Annotated in this window: 20 protein-coding genes and 1 riboswitch; of the genes, 6 read left to right on the top strand and 14 right to left on the bottom strand. The window is 62.7% G+C overall.

The annotated features are described in order from the left end of the window. Positions 1–65: 65 nt before the first annotated feature. The 7 genes from P0Y58_16230 to P0Y58_16200 all read right to left on the bottom strand — a co-directional run bounded on the left by P0Y58_16230 (position 66) and on the right by P0Y58_16200 (position 5,514). Entirely contained in the window at positions 66–617 is a 552-nt protein-coding gene (locus P0Y58_16230; protein WEK28455.1) for an ATP-dependent Clp protease proteolytic subunit, read from the bottom strand. A gap of 104 nt (positions 618–721) precedes the next feature. Further along, the gene (locus P0Y58_16225; GenBank protein WEK28454.1) at positions 722–1,183 is read right to left on the bottom strand and encodes a phosphotransferase system, HPr-related protein; all 462 of its coding nucleotides are present in this window, start codon (positions 1,181–1,183) and stop codon (positions 722–724) included. A 110-nt stretch (positions 1,184–1,293) separates the two neighbouring features. After that, positions 1,294–1,890 (bottom strand): nucleosidase, encoded by a 597-nt coding sequence (locus P0Y58_16220; protein ID WEK28453.1) that lies wholly within the window; start codon positions 1,888–1,890, stop codon positions 1,294–1,296. Positions 1,891–2,032: 142 nt separating this feature from the next. Further along, positions 2,033–2,215 (bottom strand): KGG domain-containing protein, encoded by a 183-nt coding sequence (locus P0Y58_16215; protein WEK28452.1) that lies wholly within the window; start codon positions 2,213–2,215, stop codon positions 2,033–2,035. 147 nt (positions 2,216–2,362) lie between these two features. After that, positions 2,363–3,646, bottom strand: a complete 1,284-nt coding sequence (locus P0Y58_16210; GenBank protein ID WEK28451.1) for an MFS transporter — start codon at positions 3,644–3,646, stop codon at positions 2,363–2,365. Between the two features lie 4 nt (positions 3,647–3,650). Continuing rightward, positions 3,651–4,562, bottom strand: coding sequence for an aldo/keto reductase (locus tag P0Y58_16205; GenBank protein ID WEK28450.1), 912 nt, complete (start codon positions 4,560–4,562; stop codon positions 3,651–3,653). A gap of 88 nt (positions 4,563–4,650) precedes the next feature. After that, on the bottom strand, positions 4,651–5,514 hold the full coding sequence (locus P0Y58_16200; protein WEK28449.1) for a Dyp-type peroxidase: 864 nt from the start codon (positions 5,512–5,514) through the stop codon (positions 4,651–4,653). A 184-nt stretch (positions 5,515–5,698) separates the two neighbouring features. Here P0Y58_16200 and P0Y58_16195 point away from each other — a divergent pair, with 184 nt between their 5' ends. Continuing rightward, on the top strand, positions 5,699–6,592 hold the full coding sequence (locus P0Y58_16195) for a bile acid:sodium symporter family protein (protein ID WEK28448.1): 894 nt from the start codon (positions 5,699–5,701) through the stop codon (positions 6,590–6,592). Between the two features lie 4 nt (positions 6,593–6,596). Here the strand turns inward: P0Y58_16195 and P0Y58_16190 are convergent, their stop codons facing one another. The 5 genes from P0Y58_16190 to P0Y58_16170 form a co-directional block, all read right to left on the bottom strand. Further along, positions 6,597–7,058: a beta-carotene hydroxylase gene (locus P0Y58_16190; protein ID WEK28447.1), complete on the bottom strand. Its 462-nt coding sequence runs from the start codon at positions 7,056–7,058 to the stop codon at positions 6,597–6,599. Positions 7,059–7,180: 122 nt separating this feature from the next. Further along, complete coding sequence (locus P0Y58_16185) at positions 7,181–8,167, bottom strand: DNA-binding protein (protein WEK28446.1); 987 nt, start codon at positions 8,165–8,167, stop codon at positions 7,181–7,183. A gap of 227 nt (positions 8,168–8,394) precedes the next feature. After that, entirely contained in the window at positions 8,395–9,639 is a 1,245-nt protein-coding gene (codA, locus tag P0Y58_16180; GenBank protein ID WEK28445.1) for a cytosine deaminase, read from the bottom strand. A 96-nt stretch (positions 9,640–9,735) separates the two neighbouring features. Next, complete coding sequence (tenA, locus tag P0Y58_16175; protein WEK28444.1) at positions 9,736–10,401, bottom strand: thiaminase II; 666 nt, start codon at positions 10,399–10,401, stop codon at positions 9,736–9,738. Then, positions 10,398–11,045, bottom strand: coding sequence for a TenA family protein (locus P0Y58_16170; GenBank protein ID WEK28443.1), 648 nt, complete (start codon positions 11,043–11,045; stop codon positions 10,398–10,400). Before P0Y58_16170 ends, tenA begins: the two co-directional genes overlap by 4 nt. A 78-nt stretch (positions 11,046–11,123) precedes the next feature. Next, positions 11,124–11,238, bottom strand: a riboswitch (TPP riboswitch). 249 nt (positions 11,239–11,487) lie between these two features. Here P0Y58_16170 and P0Y58_16165 point away from each other — a divergent pair. The 5 genes from P0Y58_16165 (at position 11,488) to P0Y58_16145 (ending at position 20,367) form a co-directional block, all read left to right on the top strand. Beyond that, positions 11,488–14,883 (top strand): Ig-like domain-containing protein, encoded by a 3,396-nt coding sequence (locus P0Y58_16165; GenBank protein WEK28442.1) that lies wholly within the window; start codon positions 11,488–11,490, stop codon positions 14,881–14,883. Positions 14,884–15,038: 155 nt separating this feature from the next. Then, positions 15,039–16,022, top strand: a complete 984-nt coding sequence (locus P0Y58_16160; GenBank protein WEK28441.1) for an SCO family protein — start codon at positions 15,039–15,041, stop codon at positions 16,020–16,022. A gap of 81 nt (positions 16,023–16,103) precedes the next feature. Then, the gene (locus P0Y58_16155) at positions 16,104–18,431 is read left to right on the top strand and encodes an EAL domain-containing protein (GenBank protein ID WEK28440.1); all 2,328 of its coding nucleotides are present in this window, start codon (positions 16,104–16,106) and stop codon (positions 18,429–18,431) included. Continuing rightward, entirely contained in the window at positions 18,419–19,294 is an 876-nt protein-coding gene (locus P0Y58_16150; protein ID WEK28439.1) for a phosphate/phosphite/phosphonate ABC transporter substrate-binding protein, read from the top strand. The genes P0Y58_16155 and P0Y58_16150 overlap by 13 nt, the downstream gene beginning before the upstream one ends. Before the next feature lie 122 nt (positions 19,295–19,416). Continuing rightward, complete coding sequence (locus P0Y58_16145; GenBank protein ID WEK28438.1) at positions 19,417–20,367, top strand: site-specific integrase; 951 nt, start codon at positions 19,417–19,419, stop codon at positions 20,365–20,367. Between the two features lie 65 nt (positions 20,368–20,432). Here the strand turns inward: P0Y58_16145 and P0Y58_16140 are convergent, their stop codons facing one another. Next, a complete protein-coding gene (locus P0Y58_16140) occupies positions 20,433–21,572 on the bottom strand; it encodes a glycerate kinase (GenBank protein WEK28437.1) in 1,140 nt (379 codons plus the stop codon). A gap of 254 nt (positions 21,573–21,826) precedes the next feature. Further along, complete coding sequence (locus P0Y58_16135; GenBank protein WEK28436.1) at positions 21,827–22,924, bottom strand: sugar diacid recognition domain-containing protein; 1,098 nt, start codon at positions 22,922–22,924, stop codon at positions 21,827–21,829. Between the last annotated feature and the right edge of the window lie 154 nt (positions 22,925–23,078).

The raw sequence follows: 23,078 nt of genomic DNA, 5'->3' as shown, positions 1-23,078 counted from the left end.
TGAGTGGCAGACGCAGCCTATGCGAGCCCATCGAGGCCCTGAGCGGCACGGTGCCATACTGAATGTCAGGCGTGCACACTCCAATGCACCGATTCAGCCGCGATCGGCATTTCATCGATGGCATGAATCATCCCGTTCTCCAGCGCCTCGCGAGGCCCCAGTATCCGTGGATAAGCCATCAGGTACCGCGGCACATCCAGCACCTCGCTCGCGCCCTGGGTCCGCTCGGCGACGATCTGCGCATACAGGCGCAGATCGTAATCCAGGCTCATCGCGTATTCGGCCATCCTTGAATGGTCCACCGAACCGTGCAAGGTCCAGTGAAACGGATGGAACAGGAATTTGCTGTAGCTGCATGCCGTGCGCCGCTCGCCAGCCAGGAACAGGATGTTGCCCATGGACTCCACCGTACCCAGATTGTGGGTGTGTACTTCGATGGGTAGCGTGCGCAGGAAGTTGTACAGGGTGAACCCGTAACTGCATTCCCCGCCCATGGTGGCGATGTTCAGCTGCAGCACTTCGGCCCCCTGCTGCAATGCCTTGGAACAGGTGTTGATCAGGTTTCCGCAGGTCGATGAATTGATCGGGCCGGTAAAATGAATGATATGTCTGGCCATGTTTGCCTCCTGGTTTCAGCATAAATCCACCAAAGTCTTGCCATTCTGGGGCATGGCATTGACGGTACAGGTGCATTCACTGCAGGCGCATCGTAGTTCGCTCATCACTTACCCTCCTCATCCCCGTCGACCACATCATCGGTCCACGGCTTGCCATCAAGGGGGGCGGAGCGCGCCAGTTCTGCTTCATCCAGGCCAAACCCGCCACCGATCTCTTCGGCATCCACATGACGCAAGCTCTGGTCGGCTGGCCCGCCATGGCCAGGCTCATGCGGATCACGTGCCCCCGGCTCGTCTAGCAGCGTATCCGGGCTGAGGTCATCATAGGTCACGCCATCCTCGTGCAGACTGTCACTCAGCGTCTCACCGCCAGTCATGCCACTCTCCGCCACACGGCGGGGCGGAAATTCATGGGCGACCTCCTGATCAGGGCGCTCGTCCCCCGCCCGCCCCTCGCGCTCATCCAGGCGGTCACTGAAGTCCAGCTCATGAACGCTGCCCATGCGGTCTTCGGTATCGTCGATTTCGGTCGGGGTATAGGGTTTCGGATCATCAGGTCTGGACATGATTGTCTCCATCAGTTGGCTTACCTAATGGTCGACTCCTTTACGCCCCGGATGATTCAGAGTTTCTTCTGTGCTTCAGGCCGACGACATCACGGCGCCCTGCTGGTCGTTCATCCCCTGGACTCAGGGTTCAGCAGCACCCGCTTGAACGCCTCGGCTGCAAGATGCACCTGAACGGCCCAGTCCCCAGCGGCATCGCTACCCGCATCGTCGGAAATGTACTTCAGGCACACAAACGGTATCCCTTCATTGCGCGCAATCAGCGCCAGCACATAGGCCTCCATGTCGACCACATCGTAAGGTGCGTCGCCATGGTTTATTTCGAAGCTGTCGCCGCTGCCACAGGTTTCCAGGGCCAGACCGGGAACTGCCACCCCGTGCTCCAGCAACACCGGGATATCCGACAAGGGCGTTTCATAACGGGCGAAGCCGAGTGGTGTCACATCCATGTCACGCTGCACAAAGCGCGTGCAGCACACCACCTCGCCTTTGCCATGGCGCTGGCTGCCGGCAGACCCGAGGTTGACGATCAGCTTTGGCCTGCGTGCGGCAATGGCCTTGGTCAGGGTTATGGCGGCATTGACTTTGCCGATACCGGTGAACACCGTGTTCACCTCGGCGAATACATCGCCCGCCTCGGCTTCGAGGGCGAAGACAAACAACGTGTCATCCAGGGAGATGTCGGGGAATTGCTTGATCAGCATCATGAACCAGATGTTTCCGAATGGCTGCAGGGGGCGCGGCCATTTTCAGGCAACCCCAGGCAATTGCAAGCCCTTGCGGCCGCGACAGCCCGGTTTGGGTAACCTGTTGCAGCGCCAGGTCGCCCCGGCACTGCAGGTCGGTCATTTACGAACGGCCGCCTTTACGGCCCGACTCGCGATCGTGCGGCATGTTGCTACCCGAGGACTGGCCGCCTTTGCGTCCAGCTTCGGAGGCCTTTTCACGGTCATTGGCGAAGTTACCCGGGTTTTTGTTGCCGCCTTGGCTGCCTTGCTGATTGCCGGTACGGCTATTGTCTTTGTTGGCCATGGTCATCAAGCCTCATATGACTTCGGAGTGCACGGCAAGCCGCCGTACACAGGTTGAGAGTTCAGCGATATCGGGGGATTCGCTTCATCGCGAAAGGTTCGGACCGGCGGCGTTAAATAAGCGGCAACGCCATATTTGGTGCGCTTGTCAGTCGTGCGGCGGATTATCCAGACTGGCTTGGCGGCGGCCGAGCCAGCCACCGGTCGCAGCCCAACCCAAGGCGAGTAATACGCCCATCACCATAGCCACCTGCGGGTGCTCGGCCATCATGTCCAACCCTCGCTTGACCCAGCCACTGAAGGCATCGCCACCGCGGTAGACCACCGTGTCGATAAAGTTTTTGGCTTTGTACTTGTCCTCGGCAGGCAGCACGGTGAACAGCATCTCCCGCCCCGGCCGCACCAACGCGTATTCCCCGGCCCGGCGCACCACCATCACCACCACGAATACCGCGAACACCGGCGCAAAGGCCAGCCACAGGAAACCTGCAGCCATCAACAGTGGCACAGCCACCAGCAACACCCCCACGCCCAAGCGACGGGCCAAGCGCCCGGTGAGGAAGACCTGGGTCAGGATGGCCAGGGCTTGCACCACGGTGTCGATCAGGCCGAAAACCTGGGTTTGCCGGGTGCGATCGGTGAACGTTTCGCTGACTATGCGCGCCTGCTCGAAATACAGGAAGGTGCTGACGCTGGCCAGCAACACCACGAACAGGGCAATACCCAACAGATACGGGGAACGCAGCACGGCGGTAGCCCCAGCAAACGGGTTGCCGCCCAGTGGCCGCGAGCCCGGGCGCTCGGCCTGTTCTGGCAGTGGTTGGCGCCCCCGCCAGCGTTGCAGGAACAGGGCCGCACCGATGCTGCCTAGCAGAAAGACCCCGGCCAGCACCAACAACCCCGCGTGGCCCAGCGGTGCCACCAGCAGGGTGCCAAGGATCGGACCGCTGAGCCCGCCCAAGCTGGCCCCGGCTGCCAGCAAGCCGAACAGCCGCTTGCCTTGGGCAGTTGAAAAGAGGTCGGCAAGCACGCTCCAGGCCAGTGAGATCGTCAGCAAATTGAACACCGATAGCCAGATGTAGAAGGCCCGGGCGGTCCACAAATCGTCAGGGTTGGCGGCAAGCAGCAAAGCGAACAGCAACAGGTTGCTGGTAAAAAAGCCGTAGGTCCACGGCAGGATATGCCTGCGTTGCACCCTGGAGGCCAGCCACCCGAACAGCGGCAGGCACGCCAGCGTGGCGATGAAGGTGCCGGTGAACAGCCATTGCAGGTTGTCCACACCGCCGGCGACACCCATGGTCTCGCGCACCGGGCGCAGCATGAAGTAGCCGGTGAACAGCAGGTAGAACAGCAGCAGGCCTGCGATGACCGCCGGCCCCTCACCGGGCTGGATGTTCAGGCCTTGGTCCAGGCGCCGCCGCCAGGTTTGCATAATGTCAGGCAAACTGCTTGATCAGCGCCTGTTGCTGCGCCGGGGTAAGCAGGGGCTCATGCCCGGCCTTGAGCTGATCGAGCTGCCTATCGGGGCGGCCGGTGGCGGGGATCACCGTGGTCACTGCCGGGTGGCTGATGGCGAACTTGAGAAACAGCTGCGCCCAGCTGCCAATGCCTGCTTCAGCGGCCCAACCCGGCAAAGCCTGGTCCTTGACCCTGGCGAACAGCCGACCATCGTCGAACGTCCGATTGATCAGTACCGCAACGCCCTTGTCCTGGCACAGCGGCAGGAGTTCGCGGGCAGCGTCGGGGGCATTGACCGAGTAGTTGATCTGGATGAAGTCCAGCGGCTCGTTGCGCACGATGCGGGCGACTTCGTCCTGACCGCTGTTCAGGTAATGAGTAATCCCGATATAGCGCGTCTTGCCCTGTTGCTTCAGCTCGCGGGCATAGGGCAGTTGGGTCTGCCAGTCACGCAGGTTGTGGATCTGCAGCAAGTCGACCTTGTCGGTACGCAGGCTCTTCAGGCTGCCAGCCCATTGCGCTTCGGCGTCGGCCCGGCTGTCGGCGGCAATCTTGGTGGCAATGAAACACTGCCGGTGCCAGCCGCCCTCTTCCAGCAATTGGCCGAGAATGCTGTCGGCACCGCCGTAGTTGGGCGAGGTGTCGATTACCCGGCCGCCCCCTTCGAAAAACGCCTTGAGCACCGCTTTGAGTTGCTGATACTGGGCCGAACCAGCTTCTACTTCAAAACTGCCGGAAGTACCGGCGCCAATCACCGGCAATGCTTCACCGGTGGCCGGTACTTTGCGCGTCAGCAAATTGGCTGGGGTTGCGGCGTGCAGCCAAGGGCTGGCGGCGGCCAGCAACCCCAATGTGGCACCTGCGCGTAGGACATCACGACGTGCGTACATGGAAAATTCCCGTCATGAATCGGAAACTTTCAAGGCTAGCCGCTCTATCCCGTGCCGGCAGGTGTTTCTGTATCTGGATGTTTAACGATCAGCCGCGCAGCAGTTGGCTGAGGTCAACACCCGTCTCGCCCATCGGCGGGCACCAGTAATAACCGCCGGTCAATGGCCGGCTGAAGCGGTACAGTCCGTCGATAATGCCGTCCTCCAGGCCGCTCATGCGCCGCAACTGCACTTCGAACGCATCAAAACTGTGGCCCAAGGCAACGAAGGCCAGCCCGGCACCACGTTGGTCAGCCCAGGCGACGGAGCGTCGAACCATGAACGCCTCCGGCTCAAAGCTTTCCTGGGCGGTGCGCTTGACGTGTGCGGACTCAGGGGCGTCTTCGAGCTCTTCGTTATCACTCAGACGCCGACCGATGATGTTGTCCTGGTCGGCCTGGGGCAGCGACTTGAAATACTCCAGGTCATGCTTCCACAGCTGGAATGCCGCAAAGCTGGAGCCGTCGGCAGCAATGGCCGCTTGTACCGCGTCTTCGTCCACCGGGTTTTCGGTGCCGTCTTCGTATCCTGTCAAATCATGGCCGCCACGGTGCAGGAAGCCATCGACACTGTCGGCCAGGCGCAAGGCCGGGGCCAGCGCCTGCTCCAGCGCCTGAGCACGCAACAGCAGGTCGCCGCGCTCGTTACCGCGCAGCCACAGCCACAGGGCGTGCTGGGTGCTCGGGTTTTCCACAGCAGCGTCCAGCAGCGGGAAAGCCCGCAGGCCCGGCACGTCACGGCCCAGGGCCTTGGCCAGCGGGGCGCCGACACCCAGGATCAGCTGGTCGCCATCGACCTGCGGCAGCAAGGCATCCAGAGCGGCAGGCAGCGCCTCGGGCGACTGCATGGTGAAAAACAGGTGACGGGCATGGGCCGGCACCGGGTTGGCAAGCAGGCCTTTCTGGAACGGCATGGCAGGCTAATCCTCGGTAAAAACCGGAATGCTACTGTGCCTGCAGCCCTACTGCAACGCGGCATGCAGCCTCGCCAGTCGTTGCGCCTGGTAACAAACGGTTACCAAGAGCTGGCCCTTTGCGATTAGCAATCAATCAACCTCGACCTACACTCCTCGAGATCCTTTGTCCGAGAGACCGCCCATGACCGCCTCGCCCCTGCTAACCGCCTTCCTGCCGCTCGCCTTGGGCATCATCATGCTCGGCCTTGGGCTGTCGCTGACCCTGGCCGATTTCGCTCGCGTGGTGAAATACCCCAAACCGGTAGTGATCGGGCTGGCCTGCCAGATCTTGCTGCTGCCGCTGGTGTGCTTCCTGATTGCCAACGGTTTTGGCCTGGAGTCAGCTCTGGCGGTGGGGCTGATGCTGCTGGCTGCCTCCCCGGGCGGTACCACGGCCAACCTGTTCAGCCATTTGGCCCATGGCGATGTGGCGTTGAACATCACCCTCACCGCCGTGAACTCGCTGATCGCGATCCTGACCATGCCATTGCTGGTGAACTTGTCGCTGAGCTGGTTCATGGCTTCGGACCAGGCCATACCGCTGCAGTTTGCCAAGGTCTTGCAGGTGTTTGCCATTGTCCTGCTGCCGGTGGCACTGGGTATGCTGATTCGTCGCTACGCCCCTGTTTTTGCAGCACGCATGCAAAAACCGATGAAACTGGTGGCGGCGCTGTTTCTGGCTTTTACCATCGTCTTGGCACTGGCCAAGGATTGGCAGACCGTGGTCGAGTACGCACCGGTGGTGGGCCTGGCAGCGCTGGTGTTCAACTTGCTGAGCCTGGCCGTGGGCTACTGGGTGCCGCGGCTTTTGAACATCCCCAAACGCCAGGCGATTGCCATCGGCATGGAAATCGGCATTCACAACGGCACGCTGGCGATTGCCCTGGCGTTGAGCCCCTCATTGCTGAACAACCCAACCATGGCGGTGCCAGCGGCGCTGTACAGCCTGATCATGTTCTTCACGGCAGCAGGGTTTGGCTGGTGGGTGAGCCGCGGGCATGTGGCCGCGCAGCCAGAGGGTGAAGCAGTGAATTGAGGCCTCAGCGGCGTTTACTGCGCAACTGCTGCTTCAACACCCTAAGCGGCGGGGCGTAGAAAAAACCGAACGACACACTGCCCGTGCGCCCCTTCACCGCGTGGTGTAACTGGTGCGCACGGTGCAAGCGCTTGAGGTAGCGGTTGACCGGCCGTGGCGCGCGCGGCCAGTGCCGGTGAAAGAACCCGTCGTGGGCCACGACATACAGCATGCCGTACCCCGCCACCCCGCCGCCAACCCACTGCAAGGGTGCATAACCACTTTTACCCAAGGCGACCAGCGCGGTGGCGATCAGCCCCAGCGCCAGCAGGTACAGGTCATTGGTTTCGAGCATGCCCAGGTGTGGCTCATGGTGCGAGCGGTGCAGCCACCAGCCCCAGCCATGCATGATGTACTTGTGAGCCAACGTGCCAACGCCCTCCATGGCCACCAGGGTGCCGAACAATACGGCGAGATTGAACAGCATGGAACGGTCCGCTGGATGGCAAAGGGAGGCGCAAGGGTAACGGCTGCCCAGGTTTTTTTCCATGTAGGCGTGACCGGCTGCAGGTCATGCACGGTCTTTCACTTTAGTTCCGCGTGGCTTGGTCAATCTGTAACGGCGGGCAGGTTGGCTCTGCATTGCGCCAGTGCCTCGTCACGCGCCGTCAACTGCTCCTCAAGCCGTTGCAGCTGCCGCGCCTGCTCTGCACACACATCGCGCCGGTTCTCCAGGCTCTGCGCTTGCACATCCAGCTGCCGGCGCATTTCTTCACTGGCGCCCTGAGCCTGGGCCAGGATCGTGCGCAAACCCTGAATCTGCGCATCGCGCTGTTCCAGCAACTCGTCCTGCGCCCGGCACTCGTTGGCGGCCTGGCGGTGCTCACCCAGCAAGCGCTCGTTATCCCGATGCAGGCGGGTCAGTTCGTCCTGCTTGACGATCATGCCCTGCTGCAACTGGCGCACTTCCACCTGCATCTGCTGCAACTGCGCTTCGTGGCGGCGCTGTTCCTGCTCGCGCTGCTCACGGCTGGCGTTGCGATAGTGTTCCAGGGCATCCCGGGCATGGCGGTGCTTGTCTTCCAGCGACTTGACCTGTTCGTCCTTGTCACTCAGGCGCACCTGCAACTCACCCAACGACTGATTGAGGCTCGCACTGCGCAGCTGCTCGGCCTGCAGGGTGCTTTGTGTAGACAGCAATTTTTCTGTCTCGGCGGCCAATGCCGCTGCATCGATCTTGTGTTGCTGATGCGCTGCAACCAGTGCCTGCCGGGTGATTTCCAGTTGGGCCTCAAGCGTTTCCCGCTGTTGAGTGAAGGTGCTTTCGGCTTGCTCGATCTGCAGGTCGGCCTCGTCCTGCAGCTGGGTTGCCAATTGCCCGACCATGCGGCTCAACACATCGCTCAGCGCTGCGCCGCCTTCGGAAGCCACCGGCTGCTGGCCGTTCAGCTCCTTGAGGTAACGGTGAATCGTGGTCTTGGAGCCGGTATTGCCCAGCTCGATACGTATGGCATCGATGCTGGGGTTCTCGCCCCGGGCAATCAGCGCCTGACGCGCCTGCTGCACTACCACCTTGTTGATACCGCCCCGGGCCATGCTTGCTCCTACGATTTTGTACTGTGTTATGTAACATGTAATTACGTACCAATTATGGCGATTTCGGCTTCCACCTGCAAACGTTTCCTCAGGTGGAATAATCACGGCTTATCGCATGTTAGAGGTGGGAAACGCAGAAAACGGCTGAGACCAAGCGTATCGTCGAAAGCAAAACGCCCCGCTCGGCACAAGGCCGGCGGGGCGCTTCATTAAAGGGTTGGCTGTTATCAGCGGGTCGTGCGCTCTACCGTGGAAGGTGTTCTGCGCATCAGCACCTTGCCATTGCGCACCGATACCAGTGCATGCCCTTGAGTGCGTACCATTTCGTAATCGTCAGGCGCCGACAACAGCAGCAGGTTCGCCGGCCGGCCCACTGCGATGCCGTAGCGCTCACCCAGGTTCAAGGTGCGGGCGCTGTTATCGGTGATCAGGTCAAGGCAACGTTGGAGGTCTTCATAGCCGAGCATGTGACAGATGTGCAGGCCGGCTTCAAGAATGCGCAGGATATTGCCGTTGCCCAGCGGGTACCAAGGGTCGACGATGGAGTCCTGGCCAAAGCATACGTTCATGCCGGCCCGGTCGATCTCGGCAACGCGGGTAACACCACGGCGTTTCGGGTAGTTGTCGAAGCGCCCCTGCAGGTGAATGCTTTCGGTCGGGCACGACACAAAGTTGATGCCAGAGAGCTTCAGCAGGCGGAAAAGCTTGTAGCAGTAGGCATTGTCATAGGAGCCCATGGCCACCGTATGGCTGGCCGTGACCCGGGCACCCATGCCGCGCACCCGTGCCTCTTCGGCCAGTACTTCCAGGAACCGCGATTGCGGGTCGTCGGTCTCGTCGCAGTGCACGTCCACCAGGCAACCTGTGCGTTCGGCCAGGTCCATCAGGAACTTCACCGACGAAACGCCCTGGTCGCGGGTATTCTCGAAATGCGGAATACCGCCGACCACATCAGCGCCAATCGCCACGGCTTCGGTCATCAGCGCCCGGCCATTGGCGTAAGACTCGATCCCCTCCTGCGGGAAGGCGACAATCTGCAAGTCGACCAGCTCACGCACTTCATCACGTACCTCGACCATGGCCTTGAGTGCGGTGAGCTTCGGGTCGGTCACGTCGACATGGGTGCGAACATGCTGGATACCGTGATCCACCAGCATGCCAATGGTTTTTTTCGCACGGGTCTTGATGTCGTCGTGAGTGGTGATTTCCTTGCGCTCGGCCCAGCACTCGATGCCTTCGAACAGGGTGCCGCTCATGTTCCACCTGGGCTCGCCGGCAGTGAGCGTAGCATCCAGGTGGATATGCGGCTCGACAAAAGGCGCCACCACCAGATTTTGCCCAGCATCCAGGTCATCGCCAGGGCCGGGCGCTTGCACCCCGTCCTGGGGCGTGATGGCGGCAATGCGCTCGCCTTTCAGTTCAATGCGGAACAGGCCAGGCTTGCCGCGCAGGCGTGCGTTGAGGATGTGCATAGTGTTGCTCCTTGCCGTGGACTTCACTCTCACGCAATTGTAGGAGTACCCCCATATTCCGCGCCGCCTGCTTCGCGGGCAAGCCCTGCAGAGCTTTTAAGCCGAGGCGTCCAGCCCCATCTGCCAGAAGTCCGCCTCCAGGCTGGACGCCTGGCCAAAGATCCCCACCAACTCGGCAAACCGCTGCTCGGTCATGCTCCGCGCAGCCAGCTCATTCAGGTGCTTGCGCGCGGCCGCCGCAACACCTTGGTAGCTTTCCCCGGCATACTCGCCAATCCACTCGCGGTACGGGTGGTTGCTCAAATCGCCAATCCGTTCGGCAAGGGTCCGGCCGATCTCGGCATAACCGATCACGCAAGGTGCCAATGCCACCTGCAACTCCAGCAGGTCGCCGGCAGCGCCGCAGTCCAGCACATAGCGGGTGTAGGCCACCGTGGCCTGGTGCTCTGGCGCAGCCTCGATGTCGGCTTGGGTCAGCCCCCAGCGCGCGCACAGGCGCAGGTGCAGCTCGGTTTCATCCAGGATCGCCGCCAGCGTGGTTTGAGCGGCGCGGATATCTGCCGGGCGCCGGCTTTTGTAGGCAGCCAGTGCCCAGGCGCGGGCAAACTGGATGAGGAACAGGTAATCCTGTACCAGGTAGGTACGGAACGCTTCCTCGCTGAGGGTGCCCTCACCCATCTGCTGGACGAAGTCATGGTCGACATAGCTGTGCCATTGCGCAGAGGCTGCGGCCTTGAGACGGTCGAAGATATCCATGCTCATTTGCCCTCCGGGTAAACGGCATCGAAGAAGGCCAGCTCCAGCGCGACGGTGCGTTGGTAGAAGTCACTTGCCAGTGCAGCTTCCTGGGGGCCGACGCGGTCCAGCTCGGCCTGCAGGAAGGCGACAAAGCGCTGGAATGCCGGGTTGTCGTGCAAGGTGATCCATTCGGCATGGACGAAATTGTCCGGCATCGGTTTGGGCGCCTTCAGCGCCCAGTCCAGGTACAGGCCTTCGGCAACGTTGAGCACTGCCAGCGCCGCTGCATAGGAGCGGGTTGCTGCCGCTTCGCGCATGATCGCCTTGAACCCTGCAGTTGGCGCAGTATCGGCCGGTTCACTGCGTTGCGCGGGGCTGACATCCAGGGCCTCGAAGGCGCGCAGGAAGTAGGTGTTCTCGTCGCTGGAGATCATGCCGGCAAAGCGGCCCAAGCGCAGGCGCGCCTCGAAGGTATCGGCAGTGGCAATGGCCGCGCCCAACAAGGTCAGGAAGCTGTCGAGAAAGCGATGGTCCTGCACCAGGTAGTCGACCATGATCGGGTCCGGCAGGCTGCCGTCGCACAATTGGGTCACGAAGCGGTGGCCAACGGCCGCCGACCAGGTTGGCTCGCATTGCTGGCGCAGGGACTGGCTGAAACGTTCGGTCATGTTGCTGTCCTTGTTGAAGGTGACAGCGAGACCTTTGCAGTGGACATGTACGGGCCTCGCAGTGAGGCCGGCAAAAAGGCAGGTTACAAGCCCCATCCCTTCGCCGGCATGATCCGGATCAGGTTCGAAGGGTCACCGCGCTGCTGCTTGCAGCGGTTTCTCAGCCCCTTGCAGGGCTCCCCTTGGTGGCGAACAGGTATACCCCAGCACGGCGGGGGTGTCACGCCCCATCCACCCAATCAGTGGGCATTGGGGCCCCGCTAATGGGGACTTATCCCCATTCTTGACGCGCCATTATTTAGCGCACCCTAGGTGCCACAAGGATTTGTTTAACAAAGCATTACTGAAATATTTGTTGGCACAGCCGTTGCTCAAGGCCTTTTACCGGGCAAAACGCCATTGATGGCCTACAGCCATAAAGCCGCGAGCGAGGCACAAGGCAATGAAAACACCTGCCGTGATCCACCCTAACAGGCACACATTCCAGCTGGCCTCCATCACTGCGCTGATGCTCAGCCTAGGGCTGATCACGGTCGCGGCCTCCCCGCTCGACGACAACAGCCAGCCGCCGCCGACCGACCCATCGGCCTATAGCGACCAGCCAGCCGACCCTACCCCGGCCCTGCTCAACCTGAACACCTTGCCGGAAGCCAACGAAGGCTCGCTGGAGCTGACCGATGGCGTGTTCGGCGATCGCAATACGGTGCGCACCGACAACGTGCTACCGCCTGCCCTGCAAACGTCGGACAGGTACCCCACTAACGGCAAGCCCAGCCCGCTGTTCGGTGCGCAGCCGTTTACCCAGCAATTGCTGCTTTTTGAAGAGTTCGGCCCAGAAAAACTTGACCCGGCACTGCCGCCCCCCGACCTGACCTTCCCCGTGCCCACACTGGGCGCAGCTCCCGCCCAGGATCCTAACGTGGTAGCCCGCAGCGGCCCCAGTGGCACGGCCCTGGAAGCCTTCCTGAAACAACCTGGCCTGTACCCGTTCCCGACCCAGTTCGCCAACGTGCTGGACCGCAACCCGTGGAAAGCGCAGATCGAGCTGTTCCTCAACCGCCAGCCGGTCGGTTCGCCGGCAGAAGGCCGGCCACCAGGAAAAGGCTGGTCGCACCAGCGCTGGAACGAGTTTTACCCGCAGGCGGCGTTCAAGACCGCCCAGGCCGGTGCGCGCATCAACCTCGGGCTGCGGGACCGCAAACAGCTGCACAACTATGCCGTTGGCGAATTTGCGCCTGGCGGCCTGTATTACCAGACGTCCGACATCCCGACCACACTGGGCACCACCAAGGGCATCGACACGCGCTTCCACCCGAACATGCCCTTGCAGAACCACAAATCACTGTGGACATTCGACGGCACCTTCCCGGCCAAGCTGTTGATGGTGCGTTACGGCCAGCCGATTTTGATGCGCCATTACAACGCCCTGCCGGTCGACCCCTCGGCCAACGGCGGCTTTGGCCTGCACACCATTTCCACCCACGAGCACAACGGTCACTCGCCGGCCGAGAGCGATGGTTTCGCCAACGCCTACTTCTTCCCGGGCCAGTACTATGACTACCGTTGGCCGGTGCAACTGGCCGGCTACGACACCATCAACACCCGTGCCCAGGACGCCCGTGCCGCATTCCCCTGCGCGCCGGGTGAAACCCTGTTCGTCAACGACGGCACACCGGGCCTGAAGACCTGCCAGAACGGCAGCATCAAGATTCGTGGTGACTGGCGCGAAACCATGAGTACCCACTGGTTCCACGACCACATGATGGATTTCACGGCGCAGAACGTCTACAAAGGCAATGCCGTGATGATGAACTACTACAGTGCCCTGGACCGGGGTAACGAGGCCCTGCAGGACGGCGTCAACCTGCGTTTCCCCAGCGGCTCGGGCATGCCGTGGGGCAACCGTGACTATGACGTCAACCTGATGATTGCCGACAAGGCCTGGGATGCCAACGGCCAGCTGTGGTTCAACCCGTTCAACACCGACGGCTTCCTCGGGGATCAGATCCTTGTGAACTGGCAGTACCAACCCAAGCTCAAGGTGCGTGCGCGCAGCTACCGCTTCCGCATACTCAACGGCTCGGTGTCGCGCTACTTCAAGTTTGCCGTGGTGCGGGAAATTGCCGGCACCAGCGGTGAGTTCAAAGGCCCGTCCGGCTCCAACGTGTCGTATGCCCGGGTGCCGTTCCACATGATCGGCAACGACGGCAACATCATGGAACACGCCGTGCCATTCGACGGCACCATGGACCTCAACGGTGACGGTGATACCAAGGACAACAACGGTATCCTGCCGCTGCAAGGCATTGCCGAACGCTACGACATCATCATCAACTTCGCCAAAAACGGCATCAAGGCGGGCGACAAGCTGTACTTCGTCAACCTTGAGGAGCACCGCACCGGCAAAGGCCCTGAGGGCACCATTTCGCTGGCTGATGTGCTGTCGGAAAAGTACAAAGCCGTGATCAAGCAGACCAGCAAGGGCCCGCAGTGGGACAAAGGCGACCCCGCAGTCGGCAAGTTCCTGCAATTGCTGGTACAGCCTTACACCGGCCAGGACGTGAGCATGGACCCGGTGGCCTATGAGCCAGCCAAGCCAGGCAAGGCCGCCGGGCTGAAAATGCTGCCGCTGACGATTGACCGCAACCTGGCAGCCGACCAGGCCAAGCTCAAGGATGCCCGCCACCGCGAGTTCATCTTTGGCCGCTCCGACGGTACCGACACAACGCCCTGGACCATCAAGACCGATGGCGGCTTCGGCTACAGCATGGACCCAAGGCGCATCAGTGCGGCGCCTCAACTGGCCAACCAGTCCACCGACGGCGGTTTCAGCGGCGACGGCACCCTGGAAGTGTGGAAGATCAAGAACGGCGGCAATGGCTGGAGCCATCCGGTGCATGTGCACTTCGAGGAAGGCGTGATACTGAGCCGCGACGGCAAGGCCCCACCCGAATGGGAAAAATGGGCGCGCAAAGACGTGTATCGCATCGGGCCGGATGCCGACTCGTCGGAAGAAGTGGAAATGGCCATTCGCTTCCGCGAGTTCGCCGGTACCTACATGGAGCACTGCCACAACACCCAGCACGAGGACTCGTCGATGCTGCTGCGCTGGGACATAGAACACCCGGGGCAGTTCCAGGTAATGCCGACCCCGCTGCCGGGATGGGATGGCGTGCAATACATGGCTTCGGTAGGCCTGCCGACCTTCCGCACCAAAGGCCATGACGACAACGACGACCCGGCCAACAAGCCACCCGTCGCGGCCAATGACAGTGCGGCAACCACCGCTGGCAAACCGATCACCCTGAACGTGCTCGCCAACGACACCGACCCGGACGGCAACGTGCCGCTGACCGTAACCGGCCTCAACCAGCCGGACTCCGGCCAGGGCAGCGTCAGCACAGACGGCACCACAGTGACCTACACACCACCTGCCACAGTCGCTACGCCGTTCACCGCGAGCTTCAGCTACACGGCGCGCGATGCCAAGGGCGCCGAGTCGGTAACCCCGGCCACGGTCAACATCGCCGTGACCGCAGCGGCAGCGGTCGACCAGATCCAGGTCACCAGTGCCACGGTGCAGGTGCGCAGCGGCAACCGCTTCACGTGGGATGTGCAGGGGACTACCACGGTGGCCACAGGCAACAGTATCAGCGTGACTGCCGCAACCACCGGCGGCCCGGTAAGCCTGGGTAACGCCACGCTGACTGCTGCTACCACGGGAGCTCGCTGGCGGGTGTCGGTGACCACCACCGGCCTCGGCCCGGCCACACCGGCAACGGTCACCGTGAAATCGACGCTTGGGCAGAGCGTGACGGCGCCGGTCAAGTACCAGTAAGTGCAAAGCGGGGGCCGCTGTGCGGCCCTTCGCGGGCACGCCCGCTCCCACAGGAATTTCAACAGCGCTTGAAACTGCGGGAGTCCTGTGGGAGCGGGCATGCCCGCGAAGGGCTGCAAAGCAGCCCCAACCAGCCAAACATCGAGGACTGCATCATGCCTGGCTCATGGCGTTTCCTGCTGGTGCTCGCACTGTTCGCCGCCAGCATTCCCTACTGGCCGCTACAGCCGCAACAACCGGCGGCCGAAGAAGCCGACAGCCCTTGGGGTGCCAGCTATTTCCCCAACATCTCCCTGCTCACCCAGGACGGCGAGAAGGTGCATTTCTACGACGACCTGATCAAGGACAAGGTCGTCGCCATCAACTTCATCTTCACCGGCTGCTCCGACTCCTGCCCGGTGGAAACCGCCCGCTTGCGCCAGGTGCAAAAGATTTTGGGAGACCGGGTCGGCAAGGACATTTTCCTTTATTCCATCAGCATCGACCCTTACAACGACACCCCCGCCACCCTCAAGCGCTACGCCGAAAAGTTCGGTATCGGCCCCGGCTGGACGCTGCTAACCGGCGAACCCGCCGACATCGAGCAATTGCGCCGTAGCCTGGGGCTGTGGATCGACGGCCTGGAAAACGGCCGCTCCAAAGACCACAACCTCAGCCTTATCATCGGCAACCAGGCCACCGGCCGCTGGATGAAGGCCTCGCCCTTCGAAAGCCCGTATATCCTCGCTGACCGGCTGGGCAACAGCCTGCACAACTGGAAGCAGGCCAGCGCCATGAGCAATGACTATGCCCAGGCTCCCGAGATACGTTCGCCCAGCAGCGGCGAGCAGATATTCCGCACCCGCTGCTCATCCTGCCACGCACTGGGCAACACCGAGCCAGGGCAGCCCGGTATCGGCCCGGACCTGCTGGGTGTGACCCGCCAGCGTGACGCCAGCTGGCTGACCCGCTGGCTGAAGGAACCCGACCGGATGCTGGCCGAAAAAGACCCCTTGGCCATGCTGCTGTTTGAGCAGTACAACCGCCTGGCCATGCCCAACATGCGCCTGGGCGATGCCGAAGTCAGCGCACTGATGGGCTATATAGAGGAAGAAACCGCACGCCTACAGGCGCCCCTGGCGGATACAGGAAACCCTTAAAGGCAATTAGCCATCAGTCATCAGGCTGTCATCTCCCTGTCGTATTTTTTGAGCATCACCCAGGGTCGGGAAATAACAGCAGTGATACGCCGTTCGCTTTCATCCGCCAGCCTCTTGCGGCTGCTGATCCTGATGCTGTGTGCTGCGACCCTGGCCTTTCTCTGGGGGCTGCACATTACCCAGAAAGCCGCCGCCCGCCAGGACGCGTTGTCGGCCAAGGCCGCCGAGCACCTGAACCTGGCCAGCATTGTCGGCGAAAGCCTGCGCCAGCTGGTCGACCGCGCCCAAGCCGTTGGGCGTGTCACTCAAGATGACATGAAGGTACTGCGCCAGGGCAACTTCAGCCTGGCGCGCATACTGGCCGAAGACCCTGTCTTCAAGCGCATGAGCCTGTACGACCGGCAAGGCCGGTTGTTGTCAGCCAGCCATACCGAAGAGGCCACCGCACTGCCCGAGGACTGGCTACGCCAGCTGCAAAGGCACGTTGCCCGCTATGGGTTCAAGCCCTTTCTACCCAGCGTGCAGCCGCCTGAACAGCAGGCCACCCTGCCCAACTGGCGCCTGCCCTTTCTGCTGCCGTTGACCGACCTGCCAGGTCGCGAAATCGAAAACATCCTGGTCGTGCAACTGGACATCGGTTACCTGGCAGTACTGTTCCAGCACATCGACCTGGGCAGCAGCGGGCTGGTGCGCCTGCTACAGGATGACGGACTCGAACGGCTACGTATAGACACCAGCGGCGTGGTAGTCGCCGGCGATGCGCTGCAGCCAGAACTGCCGGATACCGGCAGCGATGCGGGCATGCTGACGCAATACGCGGCCGGCGACGCGTACCAAAGCCTCTACCGACATGTACCAGAGCGCGGGTTCAGCGTAGTTGTCAGCCAGCGCCAGGATGAAATCCTCGCGCCCTCGACGCTGGCCTATTCCCGACAATTCTGGTTGAACCTGAGCATGACGCTGATGATCATCGCCAGCCTGCTGTGGACCTTGCGCCTGTTGCGCAAGCGCCAGGAGGCCTTCAGCGCGCTGGAACAAGCCCAGCAGGTAAACCAGCAGCTTATCGGCCGCCTTGAGGACGAACACCGGCGCAGCAGCCATGCCGCCGCCACCGACCACCTCAGCGGGCTCCACAACCGCCGCCAGTTCGTCGAAGTAGCCGGCCAGGCGCTGACCCGACAGCGTGGCATGCGCCGGTTGATGGCGATCCTGTTCATCGACATGGACCGTTTCAAGTCGATCAACGATTCGCTCGGGCACAAGATCGGCGACTTGTTGCTGCAGGCCGTGGCCGGGCGCATTCAGCGGTTACTGGAGCCCGGTGACGAGGCTTCGCGCTTTGGCGGCGACGAATTCGTGGTGTTGCTGGCGGGCGAGCGCAGTGAAGAGCAGATCAACGCCTGGGTTCGTGAACTGGTGCAGCGGTTGTCGGCCACCTACGCCCTTGACGGCCAAGAGGTCAACACCAGCCCAAGCGTGGGCGTGAGCATATGCCCGCGCGATGGCCAGGACATCGACAGCCTGATCCGCAGTGCCGATGCCGCAATGTATTCGGCCAAGCAGGCCGGGCGCGCCCAGTATCGCTTCTTCGACCCCTCACTGAACCTGGCCGACATCCAGGCCTTCACCCTCGAACAGGCGTTCGGCAGCGCCTTGGCCGAGCGCCGGTTCGTGCTGCACTACCAGCCACAAATCCGCCTCGACACCCAACAGGTACTGGGCTACGAAGCGCTGGTGCGTTGGGACCACCCCGAATTCGGCCTGCTGTACCCGGACCGCTTCATCGACCTGGCGGAGCGCAGCGGCTTCATCGTCGACCTGGGCTGGGAGGTGTTGCGCCTGGCCTGTGAGGCACTGGCGGACTGGGACGCCGAAGGCCGAAGAACGCGGCTGGCCGTCAATGTATCCGCCCTGCAACTGCGCCAAGGCGACTTCGCTGCACGGCTGCTGAGCGAACTGCAACGGTATGCCATTGCCCCGCAGCGGCTGGAGCTGGAAATCACCGAAACCACCATCCTCGACCCCGAAGGCACGGCCGTGGAGCACCTGCATACCCTGCGCGGTGCCGGCCTGGGCATCAGTCTGGATGATTTCGGCCGCGGCTACGCCGGCTTTGCCCATCTGCATTCGCTGCCTTTGAGCAAGCTGAAGATCGACCGCTCGCTGATCGCACCGCTGTCCAACAGCCACGATGACAGCCCGATCGTGTCCTCCACCATCATCCTGGCCAAGCGCCTGGGCCTGGAAGTGGTTGCCGAAGGCGTGGAAACCCGCGAGCAGGTGGTGTGCCTGAAGCTCGCCGGCTGTGATATCGCCCAGGGTTACCACTTCAGCCGGCCGCTGTCGTCGGCGCAGTTGCGCGATTATCCGCCCTTCAATTGCATCGAGGAGAAGGCATGCGTGTACTGAGAACACTGGTATGGCTGATGTCCGCCAGCGTGTCAGTCAATGTCGCACAGGCCGATTGCACGCCACACAGCTTGCGCCTCGCGGTGATCCCGATCAAAAGTGCCACCGACATGGCCCGTGAACACCAACCCCTGCTGCAACGCTTGAGCCAGGCGGCAGGGGTACCGGTGGAACTGGTGATTGCGACCTCTTACGAAAGCGTGGTTGACGCGATTGTTTCCGGTGGTGCGGACATCGCCCGCCTTGGACCCGCCTCGTATGTAATGGCCCATCGTCGCGCTCCGGGTATCGAGCCGTTTGCCACCTTCACCTTGAGCGCCGGCCCGTATACCCCGGCTGGCAATCATTACCAGGCGCTGCTACTGACCCGCGGCGACAGCCCTGACGATATCGAAGCGCTGCGCGGCAGGCGCGTTGCCCTGACCGACCCGGCCAGCACCTCCGGCAGCCTGGTGCCCAGTGTCGAGTTCGCCGCCCGGGCGGGCATGCCGCTGCCGCAGTTCTTTGGCGCGCTGGTGTACGCCGGCAACCATGACAAGGCGTTGGAGGCGTTGCTACAGGGCCGTGTGGATGCCGCGTTCGTCGCCAGCGAGCGCACCGATGCCTATCTGGCCCTGCATGCGATCGCGCCGACGCAGCTCAAGGTGCAGTGGCGTTCACAGCCGATCTACTACGACCCGTATGTATTCAGTGCCAGCCTCTGTCCGGCCCTGAAAAGCCGTATTCGCAAGGCCATGCTCGATGACCCGCAGGCACTTGCAGCGTTCGTGGCCTCGCAGGATGCCAGTGGGCTGGTGCCAGTCAGTGCGGCCGAGTATGCCCCGCTGCAGCAGATGATGGATGCCGCCTTGCCGCCCCATTAGCAGCCGATATGCAATTCTTGTGGGAGCACCAGTGCCTGTGCCATCACCTGCAGAGGGCGAGCTACAGGACAGGCAAACCATTTCGGTTTATCGTGTGCACATTACCCGCCGGCACCCGCACCATGACCGATATCGAGCGCTACCTTCGCGCCGCCACCCGCGACAACACCCGGCGCAGCTACCAGGCTGCCATCGAACACTTTGAAACCCACTGGGGCGGTTTTCTTCCGGCCACCGCCGAAAGCATTGCCCGCTACCTGGCCGACCACGCCGACCAGCATGCCGTCAGCACCCTGCGCCAACGCCTGGCTGCGCTCAGTCAGTGGCACGTCGCCCAGGGTTTCCCCGATCCAACCAAGGCGCCACTGGTGCGTCAAGTGCTACGGGGTATCCGCACACTACACCCGGCACCGCCCAGGCAAGCTGCCCCGCTATTACTGCAGCACCTGCAAACTGCGGTGGCCTGTTTCGAGGAGGAAGCCCACCAGGCTCGTGAACATCACGACCTGGCCGCGCTGCGCAGGGCCCGTCGCGACAGTGCCCTGCTATTGCTGGGGTTCTGGCGTGGTTTTCGCGGTGATGAACTGGCGCGCCTGCGCATCGAGCATATCCAGGCCGAAGCCGGCGTCGGTATCACGCTGTTCCTGCCCCGCAGCAAGGGCGACCGCGAGGCCTTGGGCGTGCAACACCGCACCCCTGCCCTGAAGGCCTTGTGCCCGGTCACAGCCTACCTGCAATGGCTGGAGGTCGCCGGTATTGCCCATGGGCCGGTGTTCCGCAAGCTCGACCGCTGGGGCAACCTCGGTAACAACGCGCTTAACAGCAACAGCCTGGTCGGCCTGCTGCGTCGCATGCTGGAACGTGCCGGGGTACCTGCGGCGCTGTATACCGGCCACTCGCTAAGGCGTGGCTTTGCCACCTGGGCTACCGCCAATGGCTGGGAGCTCAAGTCGCTGATGAGTTATGTGGGCTGGAAGGACGCCAAGTCGGCGCTTCGCTACATCGACTCGGCGCAGCGCTTTGGCGAATTGGCCGTTTTACCAGCCAGCCAGACGCAACAACTCATTCCTTGAAGGTGTGCCGGACAACGCCGCCCGTTTCCGGGTGGCCGGTTTCAGCACAGGCTCTGCGCCGTAGATCAGGTTCGCTGTCCGCAGCGCCACAGGCGACCAATGTCGCAAGCCCGCGCCTGTAGCAGCTGGGCAGCATTGGTACATGCCTGCTCCAGGCTCATCGGCCCGCTGGCCAAGGCAAAGGCCGCATCGACCCCATGAGAATACAACTGTTGGTAGCCCTCACCCAAGGTCCCGGCCAGCACCACCACTGGCACGCCATGACGCTTGGCTACCCGGGCCACCCCCATCGGCGTCTTGCCGCGCAATGTCTGTGCATCGAAACGGCCTTCGCCGGTGATCACCAGATCCGCCCCTTGCACCAGGGCGTCGAGGCCAGCCAACTCGGCCACCACCTCCACCCCTGGGCGGAACTGTGCGCCCATGAAAGCGCGGGCGGCGAAGCCCATGCCACCGGCTGCGCCACAACCTGGATAGTCGCGCACATCCGCACCCAGTAGCTGTGCACAATGGTCAGCAAAATGGCCCAGCGCCTGGTCCAGCGCCTGCACTTGCTGAGGGTTGGCACCCTTCTGCGGGCCGAAGATCGCCGACGCACCGTTGGCGCCGCACAGCGGGTTGTCTACGTCCGCAGCCACTTCGAACTGCACCTCGGCCAAGCGCGGGTCGAGGTCGCTGGCGTCGATGCGCGCCAGCCTGGCCAAGGCAAGGCCGCCCTCTTCAAGCGGCTGCCCGTCGGCATTCAGCAGGCGCAGGCCCAACGCCCGCAACATGCCGCTGCCTGCATCATTGGTGGCGCTGCCGCCGATGGCCAGCACCACCCTCTGCGCACCGGCGGCCAGGGCTGCAGCTACCAGTTCGCCAGTGCCCCAGGTGCTGCTACTGCAAGCATCGCGTTGGCCGGTCGGTACGAGTTGCAGGCCACTGGCCTGAGCCATTTCGATAATTGCCGTGCGGCTCTGCGGCAACCAGCCCCAGCCTGCCTCCACGCTTTGCCCCAGCGGCCCACGCACGGTCTGGCGGCGCAGTTCGCCGTGGCTGGCGGCCAGGATTGCGTCCATGGTGCCTTCGCCACCGTCGGCCATCGGGCACTCGACCAGTTCCGCTTCAGGCCACGCCTCGCCCAGGCCCGCAGCAATAGCGCGAGCGACACCGGCAGCGTCGAGGCTGTCCTTGAACGAGTCGGGGGCAATGACGATCTTCATGGGGATTCTCCTGTCCTGATGAGCGGCATGCTGACAGTTGTTCGCCATGACGGCCTCGGTCAAATGCACAAAACGCCAGGCGGGTTGTTTGGGCACATGCCTTCGTAGACAGATGCGATCGTCTGTAGGAGCGGCCTTGTGTCGCGATCGGGCCGCAAAGCGGCCCCGGCAGTATTTGCCTTGATGCCGGGAATGGGGCCGCTCTGCGGCCCGATCGCGACACAAGGCCGCTCCTACAATTACCGCGACAGGCTTCAATCTGCTGGAAGTAGCTGCAACCCCAGGTACAAGCTCAGCATACCTTCCATCCGTAGCGGGTCGACCTCCCCCAGTTCCGCAATCCGCTCCAGCCGGTAGCGCAGGCTGTTGCGATGGATACCCAGGGCATCAGCGCATGCCTGGCTCTGGCCGTCATGGGCACACCAGGCACGCAGGGTGGTGAGCAACTGGCCGCTGTTGTCCCTGGCGCGGATGCGCTGCAACGGCTCCAGCAGCTCATCCAGCGCGTCATCGTTGCGGTGGCGCCACAGCAGCGCCGGCAACCGGTAGCGCTGCAGGCTGAGCAGGCGCTCACTGGGCAATACCTCGCGGCCATAGGCCAGCAAATCGCGTACCCGACGGTAACCCCGGCGTAACTGCTCCAGACTTTGCGCGGCACTGCCCAGGGCCAGCCGCTCCACGTCCCAGCCGTGGCGTTGCAGGCGCTCCAGCAGGCGCGGCTCGTCCAGTGCAACGCTGGCCGGCCGGCACCACAGCAATGACTGGCGAGCCGGGCTGACGCACCAGCTGTCCGGGTACCGGCTCGACAACCATGCCGACAGCGCCTCGGCGGGTGGCCCGGAGGCCAGCTCGAACAGGCAGGGTACTCGCGGCAGCTGCGGTTTCAGCCCCAGTTGCCGGGCCTCGTCGAGCAGCCGGGGTGAATCACCGCTGCCACCCAGCAACAGCGCCAGCAAATCATCACAGCGCTGCCGTCGCCATTGCTGGTCGGCCTGTAAATGGCGCTGGGCCAACAGCATCTCGGCAGTCATGCGTACCAGTTCGCCATAGGTGCGCACCTGCTGCGGGTCACCGGTCAGGCCCAGTACACCCATCAGCCTGCCATCGAGCATCAGGGGCAAATTTACCCCGGGCTGCACGCCTTTAAGGCATTTGGCCGCGTCCACGTCCAGCTCGACGATCCGGCCGTTGGCCAGTACCAGTTGCGCGCCTTCATGGCGGGTGTTGATGCGCTCCGGCTCGCCACTGCCCAGGATCAACCCCTGGCTGTCCATGACGTTGACGTTGCACGGCAGAATAGCCATTGCCCGGTCAACGATATCCTGTGCCAGGTCGTGGTCGAGTTCGAACATTGCGCGATCCTTTAGGTGTTAGGCTTTTGGGCTAGGGCACAGCAGCCACGGCCAAGCGCTGTGCAAAAGCACAAAGACAGGCTAGCCGCAGTCCCCGAGACTCGTCAGGGCGAGCGCCGGAACAGGCGACGCGGCAAAAACCATAACAACAGAG

The sequence above is a fragment of the Candidatus Pseudomonas phytovorans genome, assembly GCA_029202525.1.
Taxonomy (GTDB): domain Bacteria; phylum Pseudomonadota; class Gammaproteobacteria; order Pseudomonadales; family Pseudomonadaceae; genus Aquipseudomonas; species Aquipseudomonas phytovorans.
This window is presented reverse-complemented; position numbering and strand designations above follow the sequence as displayed.

Bases quoted from the DNA above. Each gene is read 5' to 3' on its own strand.
- P0Y58_16145 (WEK28438.1), top strand. From the start codon at position 19,417: ATGACCGATATCGAGCGCTACCTTCGCGCCGCCACCCGCGACAACACC.
- P0Y58_16205 (WEK28450.1), bottom strand. From the start codon at position 4,562: ATGTACGCACGTCGTGATGTCCTACGCGCAGGTGCCACATTGGGGTTG.
- P0Y58_16160 (WEK28441.1), top strand. From the start codon at position 15,039: ATGCCTGGCTCATGGCGTTTCCTGCTGGTGCTCGCACTGTTCGCCGCC.
- P0Y58_16195 (WEK28448.1), top strand. From the start codon at position 5,699: ATGACCGCCTCGCCCCTGCTAACCGCCTTCCTGCCGCTCGCCTTGGGC.
- P0Y58_16185 (WEK28446.1), bottom strand. From the start codon at position 8,167: ATGGCCCGGGGCGGTATCAACAAGGTGGTAGTGCAGCAGGCGCGTCAG.
- tenA (WEK28444.1), bottom strand. From the start codon at position 10,401: ATGAGCATGGATATCTTCGACCGTCTCAAGGCCGCAGCCTCTGCGCAA.
- P0Y58_16215 (WEK28452.1), bottom strand. From the start codon at position 2,215: ATGGCCAACAAAGACAATAGCCGTACCGGCAATCAGCAAGGCAGCCAA.
- P0Y58_16225 (WEK28454.1), bottom strand. From the start codon at position 1,183: ATGTCCAGACCTGATGATCCGAAACCCTATACCCCGACCGAAATCGAC.
- P0Y58_16200 (WEK28449.1), bottom strand. From the start codon at position 5,514: ATGCCGTTCCAGAAAGGCCTGCTTGCCAACCCGGTGCCGGCCCATGCC.
- P0Y58_16165 (WEK28442.1), top strand. From the start codon at position 11,488: ATGAAAACACCTGCCGTGATCCACCCTAACAGGCACACATTCCAGCTG.
- P0Y58_16170 (WEK28443.1), bottom strand. From the start codon at position 11,045: ATGACCGAACGTTTCAGCCAGTCCCTGCGCCAGCAATGCGAGCCAACC.
- P0Y58_16150 (WEK28439.1), top strand. From the start codon at position 18,419: ATGCGTGTACTGAGAACACTGGTATGGCTGATGTCCGCCAGCGTGTCA.
- P0Y58_16135 (WEK28436.1), bottom strand. From the start codon at position 22,924: ATGTTCGAACTCGACCACGACCTGGCACAGGATATCGTTGACCGGGCA.
- P0Y58_16220 (WEK28453.1), bottom strand. From the start codon at position 1,890: ATGATGCTGATCAAGCAATTCCCCGACATCTCCCTGGATGACACGTTG.
- P0Y58_16140 (WEK28437.1), bottom strand. From the start codon at position 21,572: ATGAAGATCGTCATTGCCCCCGACTCGTTCAAGGACAGCCTCGACGCT.
- codA (WEK28445.1), bottom strand. From the start codon at position 9,639: ATGCACATCCTCAACGCACGCCTGCGCGGCAAGCCTGGCCTGTTCCGC.
- P0Y58_16210 (WEK28451.1), bottom strand. From the start codon at position 3,646: ATGCAAACCTGGCGGCGGCGCCTGGACCAAGGCCTGAACATCCAGCCC.
- P0Y58_16230 (WEK28455.1), bottom strand. From the start codon at position 617: ATGGCCAGACATATCATTCATTTTACCGGCCCGATCAATTCATCGACC.
- P0Y58_16190 (WEK28447.1), bottom strand. From the start codon at position 7,058: ATGCTGTTCAATCTCGCCGTATTGTTCGGCACCCTGGTGGCCATGGAG.